Here is an 18,762-nt window from a genome sequence, read left to right as displayed (position 1 = left end):
GTGGCGGCCGTCGTGCATCAGTTCGTGCATGTACATGCCACTGCGGGAGATCGCGCCCTGATCGAAACCGACGAGGTAGAGCACGACGAAAGCGAGCAGGACTGCAGCGATCATCACGGTCGAGGCCGCGATCTTCTGCAGGGCGGTGTCGGGTGCTGCTGACATTGTGGTCATGGTGTGTACCGCTTTCGGTGATGGTGTTCGAGAGTTCAGGTTCGGGCCGGATCGATGCTCACGGGTTCGAGATGAGCCTTGTGGTGGTCCCGATCGGGTGGCGTTGCGAGCACTGCCTTGGTTCGTGCGTCGAGAACCGCGTCGCTGAGCAACCCGCTACCCGCGAGGCGCGATTCCAGTGCGGTGAGCCAGTGTTCGTAGTACGACCACGGTGATTGTTCGGACGGATCGTGTCGTTCCTCCCACGACTTGATCGACTCGATCAGCGAGAGCTGGAATTCCGCCCACTCGAACTGGCGGGCATCGTAGGCCGCGACGGCCATCGCGAATGCGCGTATCTCCCAGGGTTGCGTGAACGCCGTATCACCGCCGGGAACCTCGGGGAGGCTGCAGACGAGCTTTTCCACTCGACGACGCGCATCTCCCAATTCGGTTGCATCCGAACGAATTGCCGACGCGGTCACGAGGTGGCCTCGGCCGTGGGTCCGACACCGATCATGCTGTCGCGGCTGACCAACTCGGCGAGCTGGTCTTCGGTCCAGCCGTCGGTGCCCGCGGGCCGCGCAGGAAGAACCCAGTACCGCATCTCACTGCTCGAATCCCAGACGCGAATCTCGACGTCGTCGGACACCGCGTAGCCGAAGCTCTCCGCCAGAACCTTGCGTGGCTCGCGCACGATCGCCGCCCGGTACTGGGGCTCCTTGTACCAGTTCGGTGGCAACCCCAGCACCGGCCACGGGTAGCAGGAACACAGGGTGCAGACGATCACGTTGTGCACGTCGGCGGTGTCTTCCACGACCACCATGTCCTCGCCCTGCAATCCGCCGATTCCGAGTTCGGCGCATGCGCCGGTCGCGTCGGCAAGCAGCCGGGCCTTGAACTCCGGGTCGGACCAGGCTTTGGCGACGACCTTGGCCCCCAATTGCGGTCCCACCTCGTTCTCGTAGATCTCGACGAGACGGTCGATGGCCTGGGTGGTCATGATGCCCTTCTCGATCAGCATCGACTCCAAGGCCTTGACGCGTGCAGCGATCTCCTCCTGGCTACGAATCAGTCCACTCATACTGCTTGCGCTCCTTCGGTTTTCACGAGTTCGATGTAGGGGTCCCAGACGTCGAAGTACACGGCCTGATTGGCATCCGCGGTCTCCTCGCCCCACAGTTCGTCGGCTTCGAAGCGGACTGTGTAGACGTGCTCGGGGCAGTCACCGAGGTTGTTCCCCGCCGTGTCGGGATAGATGAAAGTGCCATGTGCCAGCACGACTTTCCCCGTTGCACCGCGGATGTACCGAGCCTTGCGGGTATGTCCACGGGGTGAGCCTCGAAGCACACGGACCGTGTCGCCGACCGCGAAGCGTGCAACTTTGTCGCTTTCCCTCTTGGCCGGTGCGCCCGCGGGCACGACGGCTTCGATGAAGGCCAGGAGTTCGGGATCATCGGCATGCTCGGGCAGGGGAGCCTCGGGGTTCTTCAGGAAGAACTCGGTTCTGCGGTCGAGCTCGTCGAGATCGAGCTTCCCGGTGCGCTCGCCGTGGTACTCGACGGTGTGGATCCAATGTTCGTAGTACGGCGATTTCAGATAGACCGCAGGATCGATCTGTTCCATTCCGAAGCGAAATTGGTCGACGCCGAAGAACCCACCACGGAAGCACATGGAGAACATGCCGAAAGCGACCTTCTCCCACTCCGCTCGAAAAACCGGTTCGTTCTCGGGGACGACAACGGTACCGATTCCGTCGGTACCGCCGAGATCGAAAACTCCGTTCACGTGATTCTCCTTCGTTGTGTGGGGGTGTCAGGGCTATGCGAGTGCAACGCGGTCTCCCGCGGCATCGGGCGTCGGAAATCCGCCCACGAGTTGCTCGAACGCGTGCCCGACGCGCAGCACGGTGGCGTCGTCGAAGTGCTTGCCGACGATCATCATTCCGACCGGTAGACCGTCGATCAGACCTGCAGGAACCGACAGTGCCGGGTGGCCGGTCACGTCCAGCGGTGCCGCGTTGACCACCATGCCGAGCGCCTTGGTGAGGTAGGTGGCGCGGTCGATACCCGGCTCGGGCAACTCGTTCGCGGTGTAGGGCAGCGTCGGCATGACCAGCACGTCGTAGGACTCGAGCGCGGTGTCGTAGGCGGCACGGGCCGTCGGCACGAGATTGCGGGCTTTGCCGTATGCGGCCGATCCCAGAGTGGTCGTTCCGTGATGGCCGCACAGCGCAACGAGTTTGACGGTTTCCGACAATTCGTCGGCGTGAGTCCTTCGTCGTTCGGAGAAGTACGCCATCTGCTCCGGGTCGTACAGGCCACCGGCATTGAGGCCGTAACCGTTGCCGTCGAGCATCTGGTAGGCGGCTCCGTCGGTGGCGATGACGTTCCAGACGTGGAATGCGTGTCGATGCCACGGAATACTCACCTCGCCGACCTCCGCGCCTGCTTCGGTGAAGCGGAGCGCAGCCGCACGGACCGCCGAGTCGACCTCCGGTTGTGACGACTCGTGGCCGAAACCCTCTGTGACGATGCCGATTCGAAGTCCGGTGACCCCGTTGTCGAGGCCGTGGGTGTAGTCGACGGCGGGAGTCTCGTCGGGTTGGCGCGGGTCGTTGCCGTCGGTACCTGCGATCACCGACAGCATCAGCGCTGCGTCGGCAACCGTGCGGGCGATCGGGCCGACATGGTCGATGGTCCGCTCGATCGGGAATGCGCCCGTGTAGGGGACCAGGCCGAACGTCGGCTTGTGTCCGACCACGCCACAGAACGAAGCGGGGATACGGATGGAGCCGCCCTGGTCACCGCCGATGGCCATGTCGACCTCGCCGAGTGCGACCAAAGCGCCGCTGCCACTCGACGATCCACCTGCTTCGCGGCAGGTATCCCACGGGTTGCGCACCGGCCCCGACGCGGATGTGAAGCTCGAGCCCGAGAAACACAGATCCTCACATACCGACTTTCCTGCGATCTCGGCTCCCGCGGCCAGCAGACGCGTGACGACGGTGGCGTCCCGCGTCGGCACGAAACCCTCGAGGGTGCGAGAGCCGTTCATCATCGGCACTCCTGCCACCGCGACGTTGTCCTTGATGGCAACTCGTCTTCCGGCGAGGCGATCGTCGGCGGCCTCGGCCGAGGTGATGGAAGTGGTGACATACCAGGCGCCCAGCGGATTCTCGGGCGCGGACGGAGTGCGGTGTTCACGGTCGGGCGCGGTGGGTGCGATGGCCGCGTACAGGTCGTCCACGACGTCGTAGGACCCGAGAGCTCCGTCGACGAGACCCGCGAATTCCTCACGATCGGCGGTACTCAGGGTCATCCCGTAATGCTCTGCGGCCGAACCGATCGCAGCTGGGCTCGGGCGTGAAACTGTCATGGCGTCTCCTGTCGAAGCGGCAGATCGTGCTGGGGTGTGCATCGTCGAACGAACCAGCGCCGCGGAACGTGATCGGTACTCGGTTCCGACGACGCTAGAGCAGTCCTTCCAATGCGTCAATGTGTATCGACATATTGACTGGTTAAATCTGTGTTGCGCGGACATCACCCGGTGGTGGAGCAGCGTGAAGTGCTGCGACAGAACGCTGTTCGTCGTCACGTGCGAAGCGTTCACTTCACCGGAGCGCACCCGAAAGCAGCCCCGTGTGTCGGTCGTCATACTGGACGGTAGGTGATGCGGACCTATACGTCAATGAGTAGCGACATATCGACCTTCGGTGTGCGTAGTTGCCGATTCACCGCGGTCGAAAGATGCCGTGCCGCGATTCGGCGAGCACGATGGACGGCCCTGCAGTTCGGCCGTCCATGCGAGACATGGCGGCCTGCACGGTGAGGCCACGCCGCAGCGTCTCGCGGTCGAGTTCGGTGTGCGAGGCTGCGATCGTCCGTCCGTACGCAACGATGGCCTCGTACGTGGTCTCGGACAGCGAACTCATGGGTGGCTTCGGTCCGGGCTGCAGTGTCTCATAACGTTTTTCGAGTTCGCGATGCTCATCGGTGGTGCCCTGGAAATACGCGAACGCCGCCCATACCCCATCGGATGCCGAAGATCCGATCAATTGTTGGGTCGCTTCGTCGAGCACCAGGGCCAACGTGCGGGTCCGGGATCGAAGGCCGGCGTGGAAACACTGTTGCTCGAACACGACTTCGTCGTGGCCCACCAGCGAGGAGAGGATCAGTTCCGCCCCGGAATTCTCGATGGCGGCAATGGTGGAGGAGAAGTCTTCGGTACCCAGCGGAAGGTAGGCGTCCCCGAGTACCGAACCGTTGTTCTCGGCGACGACGCGACGCGCCGCCCAATGCGCGCCGTACGACCACGAGTAACGATGGCCGACGAAGAACCATGTCCTACAGCGAGTTTCCGACATCAGTACCGGGATGCCGGCACGTGCCTGCGCGAGCGGGCGTTCACCGAGCCGCACTATTCCCGGATCGGGACGCCCTCCTTCGTTGAGCACGGTGTGCACCACCAGGACGTCGGTGTTCTGCAACGCCGACGCCGCAGCGTTGAAGGTGGCAGAGGTGACGCATGCGAAGATGATCCGGCATCCACTGCGAAGCAATCGGCGGGCGGCGGCAGCTCCCGCTCGCGAGTCGGAGGCGTCGTCGCCGATCAGAAGCTCCACGGGTAGTCCGTGTATCCCGCCTTCGGCATTGATGTCGTCCACAGCCAGGTGCGCCAGTGTTTCGGTGGCCTGCGCGAACACGGCCGCGGAGCCGGATTTGCTCACCAGCAGACCGATTCGGTGTCGGTCCGGACGTAGGGGTTCGGGTGGGCCATAACCGCGTTTGTGCGCCAGCCATGCCACGCCGTCCTGGTTCACGCTCGATTCCAACACCAGGCGTGTGCCGGAACCGTCCGGGTGAAATCGCAGCGTCAAACGACCTCGCCACGGTTGATGGTGTACCACTGCAACGGATTTGCCGCTCCGCACCGCTGCCACGTGACCGAGCAGTGTGATCGGCTCACCCGCGGCACCGCCGACAGGCAACGACACCGACACCGCAGCACCCACCACCATGCGTGTGCACTCGAGATCGAGGAGATCGCCATCGAGAAACTGCTGATACGCGACCCGGGGCGGATGGGGTACGTGGATCTGTGCTGTGACGGACAGGTCGGCCATCACGCCACCGCGTTCACGACAGTTGCGGGCGAACTGCGCTCACGCGCGCCGGCGAGACCGGGTTTCCGACGCATCGTCCTCAGCGTCGCGGGCACTGGGCGAACTGCTGGATGTCTGCGCCGCAACCAGTGAACGCTCGAGAACGTCGCGGAGAAACCGTAGAGCGTCGTTGGCGGGGCCTGCCGGGTCGACGGAGAAGTAGCGGTGACGTCCAGCGCGCCGTTCCACCACCACGCCCGACATCTTGAGTGCTTTCAGATGCGCCGACACCGTGGTCCGCCCCACCGAGGAGATGTGTTCGCTGATGAATCCGGCACTGCATTCACCGTGCGAGGCCAAGGTGTCGAGGATCTCGCGGCGGACCTGGTCGGCGAGCGCCGCGAACACCAGTTCTCGGCTCTGCTGATCGCCGACGTCCATCGCAAGTCCTTGTCTCGATATCTGTCGCACCCGAATAGGTCGATTGGCATCAACATATCCCATCCAGGCACGCGTCGACAGTGCAGTCGCTCCCGATCGCGGCCCGAGAGCGTCGGCGACGGGTGTTTCAAGCAAGCGCGCTTGCTTTTAAGTACTACGAATGGACAAAAGAACTTGTAAAAGTACGACGAATGCGAGATAGTGAGCTTGTTCACTTTTCAGTGAGGAGACAGCTCATGGTGCGAGGCGCACCCGCCAGGCCGGTCCAACTTCCCGTTCCCAACGCCGATGTCTGGGACTGGCAACTCGACGGTCTGTGTCGTGGACTGGACTCGTCCGTGTTCTTCCACCCCGAAGGCGAGCGAGGTCGCGCCCGCACCTCGCGCGAGAAGTCCGCGAAGCAGGTCTGCGGCCGCTGCCCGGTACTCGAACAATGTCGCCAGCACGCACTGGAGGCCAACGAGCCCTACGGCGTGTGGGGCGGAATGTCCGCGCACGATCGCGCCGACTTCTACCGCGGAGCCATCCGAACCGCTTGATCCCGCCGGGGCATACGGGTGCGCTGCAGACGCGCGCGCATGTGCCGAACGCGGTCGTAATTGTCAACGCGCACATGGCAATTACGCGTGCTGCTGGCAAACGCGCGCGCGTGTGCGAGGACTGGTTCGCGGTGCCTTCGAGCCCTGACCGTCGCGGGCTCGACCGAACTTGTCGGTGGTCTCGTGTTCCATGACGACTCATGAACAAGGTCCTGCGTGCGACGCTCGTCAGTGCGGTCGTCATCACCACCGTCATCGGAATCGCGTCGTTCGTGCTGAGTTTCGCCGCACTGTGGGATCTCGCCACGATGGCAGGCGTTCCACGCTCACTGTCCTGGCTGTGGCCGGTGATCGTCGACGGCACCATCCTGCAGGCCACCATCTCCGTCATCGCGCTCGCTCAATTCGAGGATCAACGCAGTGGTCGACGCTTCTTCTGGGGCGTGCTGATCACGGCCGCTCTGGTCAGTATCGGCGCAAATGCCATGCACGCCTTCATCTCCGACGCCGGCACGCTGCATCCGGCCCTGTCGGCGGCCATTGCGACCGTCGCCCCGGTGAGCCTGTTGGCCGCGACCCACGGACTCGGCATCCTCGTTCGGGTACCGGCGGAACTGCCGAAGACCGCAGGCATCGCCGACGAACAACCCGTCGTGGACGAGGTGGCCTTCGCACCGAGAGCCGAACCGGCGATGCCTGCGCCCGAACTCACCACCCCCGAGACGCCGGCACCCGCGCCGACGAAGCGCGTCGAGCCGGTCCACCCCGAGCCGGAGCACATCCAGCCGGTCCGCGTCGAGCAATCCGTGCCCGAATCTCCCGTCACCTCGGTGCGCACGGTCGAGCCGCTCGACGAGGTGGATCGATGGATTCTCGACGAAGAACGAGTGGACGATCTCTATCCCGTCGACGCTCCGTGACATCCGGTGGCACCATCGAAGGATGAGTCAGAACTTGCCGAGATCCGTCGTTCCCGAGAAGCCGAAGCCGGGCCAGGAGTCGGTGTGGGATTACCCCCGCCCACCGCGGCTCGAGTCCTCCAACCGATCGCTGGTCGTCCGTCTAGGCGGTCAGGTGATCGCCCGCACCACCGCCGCGTACCGAGTGCTCGAGACGAGCCACCCACCGACCTGGTACATCTCACCTTCGGACGTGGTCCCGGGTGCGCTGACGCCCTCGGACGCCCGCTCGACGCACTGCGAGTGGAAGGGTGCGGCGACGTACTGGGATGTGCACGGAGGCGACGCCGTGGCACCGGCGGCGGCGTGGAGTTACGAGAACCCGACGCCACGGTTCATCGACATCGCCGGCTACCTGGCCTTCTCGCCGAGCCGCGTCGAATGCGAGATCGACGGTGAGGCCGTGCGACCACAGGAAGGCGGGTTCTACGAGGGCTGGATCACCGACGATGTCGTCGGGCCGTTCAAGGGAATCCCCGGCTCCTACGGGTGGTGAGGGCTAACCGCCGGGCAACTCTGCGCGGGTGATGATCTGAATCGAACTCGCCGCACCGGGGTCGCTACCGGTCACCAGCACGTCCCCGGTGCGCGGATCGACGGCGACGGAATTGGCCTGCGTCACCGTCGGAACGTCGCCCAGAGTCCGAGGAGCGGCTGGATCGGACACGTCGACCACCCGCAGGAGATTCGACGCTGTCAGCGTCACGAACAGCAGCCGGCGTTCGGGATCGACGGCGAGCCCGTAGGGGTTGCCGGGCGCATCGATCGACGCGATCTGGCGAATGCCTCCGGCGGTGTCGACCGAGGCGAGAAGGACCGTGCCGCCGTCGGTGTCGGCGAACCCGGCCACCGTCTGATTCACCGTCACCGCGTGCGTGAGCTTGACCCCGATCGGAGCCTGCGCCACCTCCTGGCGCGTCGCACCGTCGTAGACCCACACACCGTTGCCCTGCACGTCCGCGACGGCAGCGTAGGGACCGAGAGCGGCGACTCCACCGGGTTGGACGGGCCCGGGCGGAAGCTCCGACACCACCGACCCGTCGCGGAGGAAGATCACTCCGCCACCCATTTCGTTGGTGGCCACGATGGTGCCGTCGGAGGTCTGCACGGCGTCGTGTGGTTGACGGCCCACCCCCGTGGCGGTCGACAGGATCGCGCCGTCGTCGAGTGAGATCTCGAGCAGTTCGTCACTGCCTTCGAGCGGAACCAACACCGGGCCGTCGGGACCTGCGAGCGAGAGATGGCGCGGTGCACCCGTCGTCGCGACCATCTGGCGCACGACACCGGTGGCCGCATCGAACAGCACCACGCCATCGGGCTCACGTACCCCGGCAGCTGCGATGCCGGACGAGCCGACCACGACACCCTCGGGAGCACCGGGAAGGGCGACGACGGTTCCGATCGGGTCGGCCGAGTCCGGGGCCTGTGCCGGCTCGGCCGCCGGAGTCGTTGCGGGAGGAGCGGTTTCGTTGACAGTGTCGGCAGAGCAGCCGGTCACCAACAGGAGCGCGGCCGCAACCGTCACCAGGCGTGCCCGCATCATCGGCGGTACTGCTCGAAGTGCAGGGCGTCGTCCAGAGGACGGCGGGTGCGCCACCCGAAGCGCTCCAGATCGGGAACCTCCTGGAACGATTCGACCGGACCCACACACAGCCACGCGATGGGGCGAACCGGTGCGGGGATGTCGAGCAGTTCGGTGAGATAAGCCTCGTCGTAGAAGGAGACCCATCCGACGCCGACGTTCTCGGCTATCGCTGCGAGCCAGAGATTTTCGATGGCCAGTACGGCGGAGAACAATCCGGTGTCGTCAACGGTGTCGCGGCCGAGGACGTGCCGACCTCCACGGCCCGGATCGTAGGTGACCACCACCCCGGTTCCGCTCGTCTCGATTCCCTCGATACGGATGGGGTCGAACGTCTTTCGGCGTTCGGCATCGAGCTTGTCCGCGAAGTCCTGTCGGCAGCCGGCCACGTGGGCGGCGAAGGCGCTCAGGGTATCGGGCTTGCGGACGATCACGAAGTCCCAGGGTTGGGTGTTGCCGACGCTCGGGGCCTGATGCGCGGCACCGAGGATGCGGCGCAGCGTCTCGTCGTCGACGACGGTTCCGTCGAACTCGGCGCGAACGTCGCGGCGAGATCGAATGGCTGCATACACCGACAGGGCTGCCTCGGTCATGATATCCGTTCTCCTGTAACACTTCTCAGACGTTCGTCGAGCTCGGCGACGAGGGCGGGCAGTCGATCTGCCGAGGTGGGCCGGCCGAGGTGGAAACCTTGTGCCCGACCGCACCGGAGCTCACGCAACGCCGTCATCGTCATCTCGTCCTCCACGCCCTCTGCCGTCACCGACAATCCCAGAGTACGGGCCAGTTCGACGGTCGAGCGCACGATGGCGGCGTGTGCGGGATTGTGGGCCATGCCGGCGATGAAGGCGCGATCGATCTTCAACTCCTGGACCGGCAACCGCTCGATGTAGGCAAGTGAGCTGTAGCCCGTGCCGTAGTCGTCGATGGCGACCTGCACACCCATCGCGTGCAGAATCGACAGCTTCTCCGTCGCGCCCACCGGGTCGGTCATCGCCGAGGTCTCGGTCACTTCCACCGTCAATCGCCATGGAGGGCAGTCGAATTCGGTCAGCGCCGTGCACACTTGCTCGATCAAGGTGTCGTCGAACAGATTTCGAGTCGAGATGTTCACAGCGATGCTCAGGTCGAGACCGTCGGCCAGCCATTGCCTGCGTTGGGCGAGGGCGTGCGTGAGAACGTAGTTCGTCAGCGGCCGGATCAGTCCGGTACGTTCGGCGGTGGGCAGGAATGCGCTGGGGGACAGAACGTTGCCGTTCGGGTGATGCCACCGCAGCAGTGCTTCCACGCCGACGACGCTCATCGTCCTGAGGTCGACCTGAGGCTGGTAGTGCAGCCGCAGCTGGTCCGATTCGAGTGCTGTGGTGAGCTCGCCGAGCATGATGAGTTGCTCGCTCTTGTCCCGGTCCATCGATCGGTCGTAGTACGCAACGCGCGACTGAGCGGCTTTCGCCGTCTGGACGGCGAGGTCGGCGCGCTGCACGAGGCGATCCGGTGTGGTCTCCTCGTCGCCCTCGGTAGCCGGAGAATTGGACGCGACACCGACGCTCGCCTCGATCAGCAGAGTCATGTTCTCCACCTCGAAAGGCGTGGCGAATTGCTGTTGAACCTCCTCGGCCAACGCGGCCGGGTCCATCGATTCCGCCGGCCCGCACAGCGCGAACTCGTCACCGGCCAAGCGTGCCAACAGAATCGAGTCGTCAACGATACTTCGTAGGCGGTCGGCGACCACCACGAGAACCCGGTCGCCCAGGCCGCGCCCGAACGTGTCGTTGATCTCTTTGAAACGATCGATATCGACGGTCAGCAATGTCGATCCGCCGGCATTGCTCCAGACCTGATGTTCCAGGGCGCGCAAGTTGGCCAACCCGGTGAGGTGATCGGTGTCGGCGACTGCACGCAACTGCACCGTTTGAGTGTGCAGCAACCGCAACAGATCGGTGATGCGAAACACCACCAGGATCACCAACGCTCCGGCACAGAGCAGAACTGCCCAACCCCACTGCTCGATCGGTTCGTCGCGAACGACTTCGATGAACATGACGATCGGTGCGGTCAATGTGGCCGCAGTGAGCACGACGACAGTGGGGGTGGTGAACGACGCCATCAGATGGGCGTCGGATTCGATGTTCGGGTTGGTGATGCGGCGCATCGACGGGTGCAGGGCGGCGACGCCGATCAGGACGTAGGACAGGGTCCATCCGACGTCGAACAGCGACCGCTGGGACGAGGACGCGGGCATGATCGCGAAGTTGTTGACGGTGTCGGTGACGACGAGCAACAACACGGCGCAGGTGAGCAGTCGGTAGGACAGGGCTCGCCATTGCCGTGATCCGACGAAGTGGGCCAACAGTCCGAGCAGAAAGATGTCCATCGCGGGGTACGCGACGTCGACGAGTCCGCCCAATCCGGAGATTCCTTCCGCGCCGAGCGTCGGCTGGACGGCGAAGACCCAGGTGAGCAGTCCGAAGGCCACCATGATGATGGCACTGTTGGCGACATGCCCACGCTCACTGGCCCGCCACTTGTGGCGGGCCAGCAGAAACAGGCCGAAACCGTAGATCGGATAGCCGACGAGGTACAGCGCATCGGCGATCGAGGGATACGGCACGCTGCCGCGAGTGACGTGGATCCACTCGAACACGATGTCGCCGAGCACCCACAGTGCGGTTCCGGTGGCGATGGCCAGCCAGGCTCTGCGGTTGGCGGGCCGGTGCATCCTGGTACCGATCACGGTGGCAGCGACGGCGGACGCTCCGACGAGTACGAAGACCGACTGAGCCCAGACGATCGTGGGGACGAGGAAGTAGACGACGCAGCCGACTGCGCCGAGCGCTGCGTACCACCGCCACCAGGCCGTCACGATTTTCTCCAGCCGTTCACGCCGATCCGACGGCTTCAACAATGTCACACTGACGTGATGTAGGTCACCTGCACTCGCGTCCCGTGACAGAAGTATGCCTCAGCGCTACGATCAATTATCGGTACGAAACTGTTTCGATTCGATAAGGGGGCACGGATGAACGGCGACGCCCCACGTCGGTCGAGGGTGAGTGTGGAGCGTGAGGGCGAGTTTCTCGACGCTGCGCTGCTCTGCCTCGGGGAGGTCGGTTACGACTCGCTGTCGATGGACCTGGTTGCCGAACGAGCGCAGTGCAGCAAAGCCACCCTCTATCGGAGGTGGTCGAGCAAGGCCGAGCTGGTGGTCGCTGCCATCGAATCGGTGGGCCCCCCGCCGTTCGTCGGCATCGATACCGGCGACCTTCGTGGAGATCTGCTCGAGCTGATGCACCGGGTGTCCGAGGGGGCGGAGCACGATCAACGTTTCGCTGCGGCGATCCACCATGCGGTGATGGTCGACGAACAGTTGGCGGCAGCGGTGCGGAGAACGTTCCTCGAACCCGAGGCTCGATTCCTCGAATCGGTCGTCATGCGTGCGGTGGAGCGGGGGGAATTGTCGACCAGACCGCCCGCTGCCGATTTTCTGCAATACATGGTTTTCAGCGCGATCATGACGGGGCCATTGACCGATGCCAAGCCTTTGGATTCGGAATACCGAACCCGAATCATCGACGAGGTCATTCTGCCGGCCCTACGCTCGGAGACTCGCTGATCGCGAGCCTGTTCGGTCGGAGTTACGTTGCCTGCGGTGAACAATCGAAACTGTTGCACTGCAACATGATAAGAAAATATGACCCTCGCCGACGTCCGAAGTGGATGTGGGGTATTCGTCGTGGATCGACTGTGTGCTGCCAGGCTTCTCACGGCTGAATTGGCAGGAAACTGCCAGCTTCCTGTATGGAATTTCCGGACCGAATGTCTCTATGGTTAACGGCATCCGAACAAACGGTAAACAGCGAGGATTACGCCGGTGCGCGGGCCGAACCACCCCCGGTAGCCAGTGCGAAATTCGATACAACTCGATCGGAATGCGATGAATTTCAACATTCAAGACCTGAGCGGAACGTTCTCGACGTTCGACATCGTGGTGTCTCTGACACTGTCGTTCGTCCTGTCGGCCATCATCGGCTGGGTCTATCGACTCACCCACAAGAACGTCTCGTACAGCCAGTCCTACGTACAAACTCTCGTCACGGTGGGTATGGTCATCAGCCTGATCATGCTGGTCGTCGGATCGAACGTGGCACGGGCGTTCGCCCTCGTCGGTGCGTTGTCCGTCGTCCGATTCCGCAACGCCATCAAGGAAACTCGCGACGTCGGCTTCATCTTCCTCGTGATGGCGATCGGCATGGCCACGGGAACTCGCTTCTACGTATTGGCGATCGCGGCAACGTTCGCGATCTGCCTGGTGATGGTGGTGATGAGCAAGTTCGACTGGTTCAAGCTCGATGTGCAACGTCAGGTCGTCAAGGTTCAGGTGCCACCCGACGCCGATTACACCGATCTGGTCGAGGACGTACTGATCAAGTACTGCAAGGAGTTCGAGCTGGTCAGTACCGAATCGGTGAGATCGGGCGCACTGACCGAGCTGTATTTCACCGCACAACTGCGGTCCGGCAAGAAGCCCGGTGAGTTGATCGCTGCTCTCAGTGAGGTCAATACCGGACAACGGGTTTCGGTACTCACCGGATACGACCAGACGGATATCTGATCGTGGCCGACCCGAACACGAACTTTCCCTCCGCTCCGACGACCCTGCGAAGGAGGTTGATCCATCGAATTCCTCGGACGGTGCGGCAGCACTGGAAGATCGCTGCCACGCTCCTGGTGTTCGTCGTGGTGATGGCGACCGTGTTCGGGTCGACCCGGATCCGCCCGTACATCACCGGCGATGCAACCGTCATCGCGTCGGAGATCACCGAGAACGTCCAGGGCACGGTCGACCTCTTCGATCCCACTGTGTCGCATTCGATTTCGCTCGACATCGATGCCGGTGACTACCAGACCCTGAAGGACTCGTTCCAGAACGAGGGTGTCAAGGAATCGGTACCCGCCGACATCACCATCGACGGGACTCTGATCTCGGACGTCGGTATTCGACTGAAGGGCAACTCGACGCTGAGTTCGCTGAGCAACGATGACGGCACGATGCCGGGACGCGGTGGTGGCAACGCCGGCGCGGACGGCGCAGCACCCCCAGCGAACGCCGCAGCCATGCCTGAGGGCGCAGCCATGCCGGACGGCGCGGCCATGCCCGAGGGTGCGGCGATGCCTGAGGGTGCAGCAATGCCTGAGGATGCGGCGACGCCGGAGGGCGGGGGAATGCCCGGGGGAGCCGGGATGGGTGTGTTCGGTGAACCGCTCAGTTTCGATGCGCCCGAGGATCTTCCGTTTCTGATCGACTTCGCCGAGTACTCCGAGGGGCGGGCGTATCAGGGTCACACCACGCTCTCGCTGCGGCCGTACACTCCGGCGTTGAACGAGTCGGTCTCTCTTGCGATCACCGACGCTTCGGGCCAGCCGACCCAGGACTTCACCTACACCACGTACTCGGTGAACGACTCGGCCGAGACGACGCGACTGGTGGTCGTTGCTCCCGATGACGACTACGCCAATTCTCTGGAGGACGGCGACGGGGTGTTGTACAAGACCGGAGCGAATGCGAGCTTCACGTATCAGGGTGACGATCAGACCACCTATGCAGAGCAGTTCACCCAGATCAATGCCCGCGGGACAGCGGACCTGCAACCGATTATCACGCTGTTGAAGTGGCTCGACGGTGCAGACCAGGCCGAGTTCGATGCGCATCTGGCCGACTACGTCGACGTCGACTCGCTGGCGAATTATCTTGCACTACAGAACTTGCTGGGCAACGGCGACGACATGGGCGGACCGGGAAAGAACTTCTATCTCTACTACGACCTGGACACGAAGAAGTTCTCCGTCGTGTCGTGGGATCTCAATCTGGCTCTGAATTCCGATTCCACCGCCGGGGCCCACGACGAAGTCTCGATGATTCCCGGTGGCGGAGGGGCAGGCGGTGGCATGCCGCAGCTGCCCGAGGGCTTCACCCCACCGGAGGGAATGGAGCTCCCGGAAGGCGGGGGCATGCCCGAAGGTGGCCCGATGCTGGGTAATTCGCTCAAGGACATGTTCTTGGATTCGACGGAGTTCACCGACGAGTACGACACTGCGTTCCGCACGATCTACGACGAGTTGTGGGCCAGTGGCCGGGTGCTCGACATCGTCGACGAGGTCGCCGCGTCCGTTCCCACGTCGGCCGGTCTCTCCCAGGAGGACATCGACGCGGATGCTGCGGAATTGAAGTCACGGCTGCAGATCCGAATCGACGCACTCGCCGACGATCCTGTTGTCACGGGATCGTCGTGATGTCCCGGCGGTCAGCGCAGGGTCAGGGTGTCCGCCGGGGAAACCTCGCGGCGGGGGTCGCGCAGCGGCAGTCCGTTGAGCAGGACCATGCCCTCCATCACGAAGGAGGCGGCCTGCGCGAGCGTGCGCGCCGTACCCGTGGCCACCAGCAACTCCGGAACAGAGGTTCGACCGTTCATGAGCCGATGTTGCTCCCGGGTGGTGACGATCGCCGCTCGTTCGCGTGGCGGTCAGGCGACGCGTGGGTGAACAACAGGAATCGGAGCGTGGTTCGGACTGTCGCCGCATGTGGGATCGGTGTCTCGGTGCTCGCGTCGTGCGGGGTGACCCAACCGGAGTCGACGGCAGCATTCGAGACCTGGTGTACTCCGACCGATCCGGGACTGTCCGAGCTCTCGGGCTTGGCGTGGACGGGCGATACCGGATACGCGATCGGAGACCGCGGCAGCGACGACCGGCTGGCGGTGCTCGACCGTGCCTGTGAGGTCACGAGGTGGGTCGAGGTCGGAGTCGAGACGGTCGACGTCGAGGACATGGCCGTCGATCGTGCGGGGATCGTGTGGCTCGCCGACACCGGTGACAACGACAGCGACCGCGACAGCGTCACGCTGATCGGCGTCGATGTTCGGTCCGATCGCCGGACCTCCGTCTCCCTGCGCTACCCGGACGGCGCACACGACGTCGAGGCGTTCGCTCTGACGCCCAGCGGGCAACCGGTGTTGATCACCAAGGTCTCCGGCGGTGCGTCCGCCACGATATACAGCAGCGCCGAATCCGTCACCGCCTCTTCGCAATTGATCGATCTTGCTCGCAATGGAACGGTGTCGGCGACGGCACCGGACGGATCGAGCAGGCCGATCACCGGGGCGGCCGTCGATGCCGATGCCACTGTGGGGGCACTGCGAACGAAGAAGGATCTGTTCGTCTTCGATATCGCCGACGGCGATGTGGCCGCGGCATTCTCGGGCGCTCCCACCGGTGTTGTCGAGGGCCCCGATCAACCACAGGGCGAGGCCGTCGCCTTCACCGACGCGGGTGAACTGCTGCTCGCGTCCGAGGCCGACGGAGCTGCCGACTTGCCCGCCGTAGTGCTCGCTCCGTTCCACCATTCGTAGGAAGAAGGAATCCGCATGAGTCTGTTCGACAAATTTCGACCCAAGGCCGCACTGGAGAAGCAGGGTGCGTCGCCGGAAGACCTGACCACCGAGCCCACCGGTTACCAGCAGACCGCAAGCAAGCTGCACTCGTTCAACCGGTACGAGATCAAGTACTTCGTCGCCGAGGCAGACGTCGCGCAGGTCCGTGAAGAGCTGACGGCGCGGATGGACACCGATCCGTTCTCGCCGAAGGGCGGTTACCCGGTCACCTCGCTGTACTACGACACCACCGACCTGCGGTTCTACTGGGAGAAGATCGAGGGCCTGAAGTTCCGACGCAAGGTGCGGGTGCGCCTGTACGGGCCGCCGTCGGAGTGCACGGACGACACACCGGTGCAGATCGAGATCAAGCAGCGCGTCAACAGGGTCACGCAGAAGCGTCGAATCTCGTTGCCCTACGACGTTTCTCAGAGGTGGTTGAACGGACGTGAGGAGATCGACTGCGACCCGAGTCAACGCCCGTTCGTCAACGAGGTCAGTACGTTGATCGCCAATCTCGACCTGCGTCCGATGGTGACGACCGGCTATCTACGCGAGGCGTACGTCGGACGCGAGGCCGATCTGGGGCTTCGGGTCACCATCGATCACAAGGTGCACGGACGCGACCGCGACTTCCGCTTCGACTCCGGCGCCGAGAATCGGTTCATCATTCCGCCCAAGCTGGCCATCCTGGAGATCAAGGCCAACGAGCGGGTTCCGTACTGGGTGACCGATATGACGGCTCGTATGAACATGTCCGTCATTCGCGTCTCGAAGTACTGCCAGTCCATCGAGGCATTCGGAATGGCACCCCGATCACGCGCCGGTGCACCCGAACTCGTGCTTCCCGCCGATGCCGACCATCGCGTGCCGTCGGATCTACTCGAGCCATACGCCGGCGCTCGCCGGTAGCCGACTCACCCCTAGGAGCCGCACGATGTTCGCACGCTTCAAGCCCAAGTCCGTTCTGTTCTACGACCTGTTCAACTCCTCGGCTCAACTGCTGGCCGCCGGAGCCAAGACGTTGACCGAACTGCTCGAATCCGCACCGGAGATCGATGCTGTGGCGCGTCGCATGGTCGATCTCGAGCACGAAGCAGACAGCATCACTCACGACCTGTTCCGCACCCTGAATTCGAGTTTCATCACCCCGTTCGATCGCACCGACATCTACGTCCTGGGTTCGAGTCTCGACGACGTGATGGACCACATGGAAGCGGCGACTCATCTGCTCTCGCTCTACCGGATCGACCGACTCACCCCGCACATGCACGACATGATCGACATCCTCGACCGGTCGGCGAAAGTCACTGCGGAAGCCATGCCGAGGCTGGCGTCGATGAAGGATCTCGAGCGCTACTGGATCGAGATCAACGAGCTCGAGAACCGGGCCGACCATGCCTATCGGACATTCCTGGCGGATCTGTTCGATGGCCGTTTCGACGCGTTGACCGTGATGAAACTCAAGGGAGTGGGCGACGAACTCGAAGATGCCGCAGACGCTTTCGAAAAGGTCGCGCACGTCATCGAATCCATCGTGTTGAAAGAGACGTGAGTGCGCGGTGGTAGCACTCGTTCTTGTCATCACTCTGGCGATGGCGTTCACCTTCACCAACGGCTTTCACGATTCGGCCAATGCCATCGCGACGTCGGTGTCCACGCGTGCACTCACACTGCGTTCGGCTCTGCTCATGGCCGCGGTGGGAAACCTGCTCGGCTCCTTCTTCGGTGCGAAGGTCGCCTCGACGGTCGGCGAGGGAATCATCGCCCTCGATGTCGGATCCGACGCATTGCTCGTGGTCGGGTGCGCCCTGGTCGGTGCCATCGCCTGGAATCTGATCACGTGGTGGTTCGGGTTGCCGTCCTCGTCCTCGCACGCATTGGTGGGCGGCATGGTGGGAGCTGCACTCGCAGGCGGAATGACAGTGCTGTGGGGAGGCGTCGCGACCAAGGTGATCCTGCCGATGATCGTTTCTCCTGCAGTCGGTTTCGCGCTCGGAAGTGCCGCGATGGTGGCCATTCTGTGGATGTTCCGCCGCTCGTCTCCCAGTGCCACCAGCCGCGGATTCCGGCGAGCTCAGACATGCTCGGCCGCAGCCATGGCCTTCGGGCACGGTATGCAGGATGCGGCCAAGACGATGGGCATCGTGGTTCTGGCACTGGTGGTGTCGGGTCATCAGGCCGATTACACGATTCCTCTGTGGTGCTATTTCCTCACCGCGACGGTGCTGGCGGTCGGAACAGCGACCGGAGGAATGCGGATCATGCGCACCCTCGGCCGCAAGATCATCGAACTCGACCCACCCCAGGGCTTCGCGGCCGAGGCGACCGCATCCGCGGTTCTCTACGTTGCCTCGATCGGACTGGGAGCACCGGTATCGACGACGCATGTCATTTCGTCGGCGATCATGGGCGTCGGGGCGACCAAGCGCACGACGGCCGTGCGTTGGGGAACGGCGGGAAACATGCTCGCGGCGTGGGTCATCACGCTGCCCGCGGCGGCAGCTGTCGCCGCGCTGACCTACGTGGTTGCGGGGGTGGTCCTGTGAAGTCGCGA

At 63.7% G+C, this 18,762-nt stretch carries 21 protein-coding genes; 10 read left to right on the top strand and 11 right to left on the bottom strand.

Annotation, left to right across the window (positions count from 1 at the left end; translation table 11 throughout):
- The 7 genes from CH274_RS28620 to CH274_RS28590 form a co-directional block, all read right to left on the bottom strand.
- Positions 1-165 (bottom strand): CbtB domain-containing protein (locus CH274_RS28620; RefSeq protein ID WP_373453956.1); only part of this gene is annotated, 165 nt, incomplete at its 3' end.
- Positions 166-209: 44 nt separating this feature from the next.
- On the bottom strand, positions 210-638 hold the full coding sequence (locus CH274_RS28615) for a nitrile hydratase accessory protein (RefSeq protein WP_254924247.1): 429 nt from the start codon (positions 636-638) through the stop codon (positions 210-212).
- Entirely contained in the window at positions 635-1,237 is a 603-nt protein-coding gene (nthA, locus tag CH274_RS28610) for a nitrile hydratase subunit alpha (RefSeq protein WP_094659569.1), read from the bottom strand. Before nthA ends, CH274_RS28615 begins: the two co-directional genes overlap by 4 nt.
- Positions 1,234-1,941: a nitrile hydratase subunit beta gene (gene nthB / locus CH274_RS28605; protein ID WP_094659568.1), complete on the bottom strand. Its 708-nt coding sequence runs from the start codon at positions 1,939-1,941 to the stop codon at positions 1,234-1,236. The genes nthA and nthB overlap by 4 nt, the downstream gene beginning before the upstream one ends.
- Positions 1,942-1,974: 33 nt before the next feature.
- Positions 1,975-3,531 carry an amidase gene (locus CH274_RS28600; protein WP_094659567.1) on the bottom strand — a complete coding sequence of 519 codons (1,557 nt, stop codon included), beginning with the start codon at positions 3,529-3,531 and terminating at the stop codon, positions 1,975-1,977.
- 355 nt (positions 3,532-3,886) lie between these two features.
- On the bottom strand, positions 3,887-5,278 hold the full coding sequence (locus tag CH274_RS28595) for an ABC transporter substrate-binding protein (RefSeq protein ID WP_094659566.1): 1,392 nt from the start codon (positions 5,276-5,278) through the stop codon (positions 3,887-3,889).
- 39 nt (positions 5,279-5,317) lie between these two features.
- Entirely contained in the window at positions 5,318-5,698 is a 381-nt protein-coding gene (locus tag CH274_RS28590; protein ID WP_094659565.1) for an ArsR/SmtB family transcription factor, read from the bottom strand.
- Positions 5,699-5,934: 236 nt separating this feature from the next.
- Here CH274_RS28590 and CH274_RS28585 point away from each other — a divergent pair, with 236 nt between their 5' ends.
- The 3 genes from CH274_RS28585 to CH274_RS28575 all read left to right on the top strand — a co-directional run bounded on the left by CH274_RS28585 (position 5,935) and on the right by CH274_RS28575 (position 7,692).
- Positions 5,935-6,237 (top strand): WhiB family transcriptional regulator, encoded by a 303-nt coding sequence (locus tag CH274_RS28585; protein WP_032397411.1) that lies wholly within the window; start codon positions 5,935-5,937, stop codon positions 6,235-6,237.
- A gap of 200 nt (positions 6,238-6,437) precedes the next feature.
- Positions 6,438-7,157 (top strand): DUF2637 domain-containing protein, encoded by a 720-nt coding sequence (locus tag CH274_RS28580; protein ID WP_094659564.1) that lies wholly within the window; start codon positions 6,438-6,440, stop codon positions 7,155-7,157.
- Between the two features lie 22 nt (positions 7,158-7,179).
- A complete protein-coding gene (locus tag CH274_RS28575; protein ID WP_094659563.1) occupies positions 7,180-7,692 on the top strand; it encodes a DUF427 domain-containing protein in 513 nt (170 codons plus the stop codon).
- Between the two features lie 3 nt (positions 7,693-7,695).
- Here CH274_RS28575 and CH274_RS28570 read toward each other — a convergent pair whose 3' ends face one another.
- From CH274_RS28570 to CH274_RS28560, 3 genes are read right to left on the bottom strand one after another with little or no spacing between them, the layout of a single operon-like run.
- Positions 7,696-8,739 carry a hypothetical protein gene (locus CH274_RS28570; protein ID WP_256993722.1) on the bottom strand — a complete coding sequence of 348 codons (1,044 nt, stop codon included), beginning with the start codon at positions 8,737-8,739 and terminating at the stop codon, positions 7,696-7,698.
- On the bottom strand, positions 8,736-9,356 hold the full coding sequence (gene bluB / locus CH274_RS28565; protein ID WP_179273151.1) for a 5,6-dimethylbenzimidazole synthase: 621 nt from the start codon (positions 9,354-9,356) through the stop codon (positions 8,736-8,738). Before bluB ends, CH274_RS28570 begins: the two co-directional genes overlap by 4 nt.
- 11 nt (positions 9,357-9,367) lie before the next feature.
- Complete coding sequence (locus CH274_RS28560; RefSeq protein WP_094659561.1) at positions 9,368-11,641, bottom strand: putative bifunctional diguanylate cyclase/phosphodiesterase; 2,274 nt, start codon at positions 11,639-11,641, stop codon at positions 9,368-9,370.
- 156 nt (positions 11,642-11,797) lie between these two features.
- Between CH274_RS28560 and CH274_RS28555 the strand changes: the two genes are divergently transcribed.
- The 3 genes from CH274_RS28555 (at position 11,798) to CH274_RS28545 (ending at position 15,069) form a co-directional block, all read left to right on the top strand.
- Positions 11,798-12,391 (top strand): TetR/AcrR family transcriptional regulator, encoded by a 594-nt coding sequence (locus CH274_RS28555; RefSeq protein ID WP_032397175.1) that lies wholly within the window; start codon positions 11,798-11,800, stop codon positions 12,389-12,391.
- Positions 12,392-12,712: 321 nt separating this feature from the next.
- Positions 12,713-13,390 (top strand): DUF4956 domain-containing protein, encoded by a 678-nt coding sequence (locus CH274_RS28550; RefSeq protein ID WP_032397174.1) that lies wholly within the window; start codon positions 12,713-12,715, stop codon positions 13,388-13,390.
- 2 nt (positions 13,391-13,392) lie between these two features.
- On the top strand, positions 13,393-15,069 hold the full coding sequence (locus CH274_RS28545; protein ID WP_441346941.1) for a CotH kinase family protein: 1,677 nt from the start codon (positions 13,393-13,395) through the stop codon (positions 15,067-15,069).
- An 11-nt stretch (positions 15,070-15,080) separates the two neighbouring features.
- Here CH274_RS28545 and CH274_RS29450 read toward each other — a convergent pair whose 3' ends face one another.
- Entirely contained in the window at positions 15,081-15,248 is a 168-nt protein-coding gene (locus tag CH274_RS29450) for an RNA-binding S4 domain-containing protein (protein WP_155290818.1), read from the bottom strand.
- 87 nt (positions 15,249-15,335) lie between these two features.
- Here CH274_RS29450 and CH274_RS28540 point away from each other — a divergent pair, with 87 nt between their 5' ends.
- Genes CH274_RS28540 through CH274_RS28525 form a run of 4 tightly spaced genes read left to right on the top strand, consistent with a single transcriptional unit; the run spans position 15,336 to position 18,754 of the window.
- Positions 15,336-16,184 carry a hypothetical protein gene (locus CH274_RS28540; RefSeq protein ID WP_143546654.1) on the top strand — a complete coding sequence of 283 codons (849 nt, stop codon included), beginning with the start codon at positions 15,336-15,338 and terminating at the stop codon, positions 16,182-16,184.
- Positions 16,185-16,199: 15 nt separating this feature from the next.
- A complete protein-coding gene (locus CH274_RS28535) occupies positions 16,200-17,117 on the top strand; it encodes a polyphosphate polymerase domain-containing protein (protein ID WP_094659559.1) in 918 nt (305 codons plus the stop codon).
- Positions 17,118-17,142: 25 nt separating this feature from the next.
- Positions 17,143-17,760, top strand: coding sequence for a DUF47 domain-containing protein (locus CH274_RS28530; RefSeq protein WP_094646763.1), 618 nt, complete (start codon positions 17,143-17,145; stop codon positions 17,758-17,760).
- A gap of 7 nt (positions 17,761-17,767) precedes the next feature.
- Positions 17,768-18,754: an inorganic phosphate transporter gene (locus CH274_RS28525; protein ID WP_094659558.1), complete on the top strand. Its 987-nt coding sequence runs from the start codon at positions 17,768-17,770 to the stop codon at positions 18,752-18,754.
- Positions 18,755-18,762 lie beyond the last annotated feature (8 nt).

The organism is Rhodococcus sp. 06-418-5, from assembly GCF_002258285.1.
Classification (GTDB): domain Bacteria; phylum Actinomycetota; class Actinomycetes; order Mycobacteriales; family Mycobacteriaceae; genus Rhodococcoides.
This window is presented reverse-complemented; position numbering and strand designations above follow the sequence as displayed.

Bases quoted from the DNA above. Each gene is read 5' to 3' on its own strand.
- CH274_RS29450 (WP_155290818.1), bottom strand. From the start codon at position 15,248: ATGAACGGTCGAACCTCTGTTCCGGAGTTGCTGGTGGCCACGGGTACG.
- CH274_RS28530 (WP_094646763.1), top strand. From the start codon at position 17,143: ATGTTCGCACGCTTCAAGCCCAAGTCCGTTCTGTTCTACGACCTGTTC.
- CH274_RS28535 (WP_094659559.1), top strand. From the start codon at position 16,200: ATGAGTCTGTTCGACAAATTTCGACCCAAGGCCGCACTGGAGAAGCAG.
- CH274_RS28555 (WP_032397175.1), top strand. From the start codon at position 11,798: ATGAACGGCGACGCCCCACGTCGGTCGAGGGTGAGTGTGGAGCGTGAG.
- CH274_RS28595 (WP_094659566.1), bottom strand. From the start codon at position 5,278: ATGGCCGACCTGTCCGTCACAGCACAGATCCACGTACCCCATCCGCCC.
- CH274_RS28585 (WP_032397411.1), top strand. From the start codon at position 5,935: ATGGTGCGAGGCGCACCCGCCAGGCCGGTCCAACTTCCCGTTCCCAAC.
- CH274_RS28590 (WP_094659565.1), bottom strand. From the start codon at position 5,698: ATGGACGTCGGCGATCAGCAGAGCCGAGAACTGGTGTTCGCGGCGCTC.
- CH274_RS28600 (WP_094659567.1), bottom strand. From the start codon at position 3,531: ATGACAGTTTCACGCCCGAGCCCAGCTGCGATCGGTTCGGCCGCAGAG.
- CH274_RS28550 (WP_032397174.1), top strand. From the start codon at position 12,713: ATGAATTTCAACATTCAAGACCTGAGCGGAACGTTCTCGACGTTCGAC.
- CH274_RS28575 (WP_094659563.1), top strand. From the start codon at position 7,180: ATGAGTCAGAACTTGCCGAGATCCGTCGTTCCCGAGAAGCCGAAGCCG.
- CH274_RS28570 (WP_256993722.1), bottom strand. From the start codon at position 8,739: ATGATGCGGGCACGCCTGGTGACGGTTGCGGCCGCGCTCCTGTTGGTG.
- CH274_RS28580 (WP_094659564.1), top strand. From the start codon at position 6,438: ATGAACAAGGTCCTGCGTGCGACGCTCGTCAGTGCGGTCGTCATCACC.
- nthA (WP_094659569.1), bottom strand. From the start codon at position 1,237: ATGAGTGGACTGATTCGTAGCCAGGAGGAGATCGCTGCACGCGTCAAG.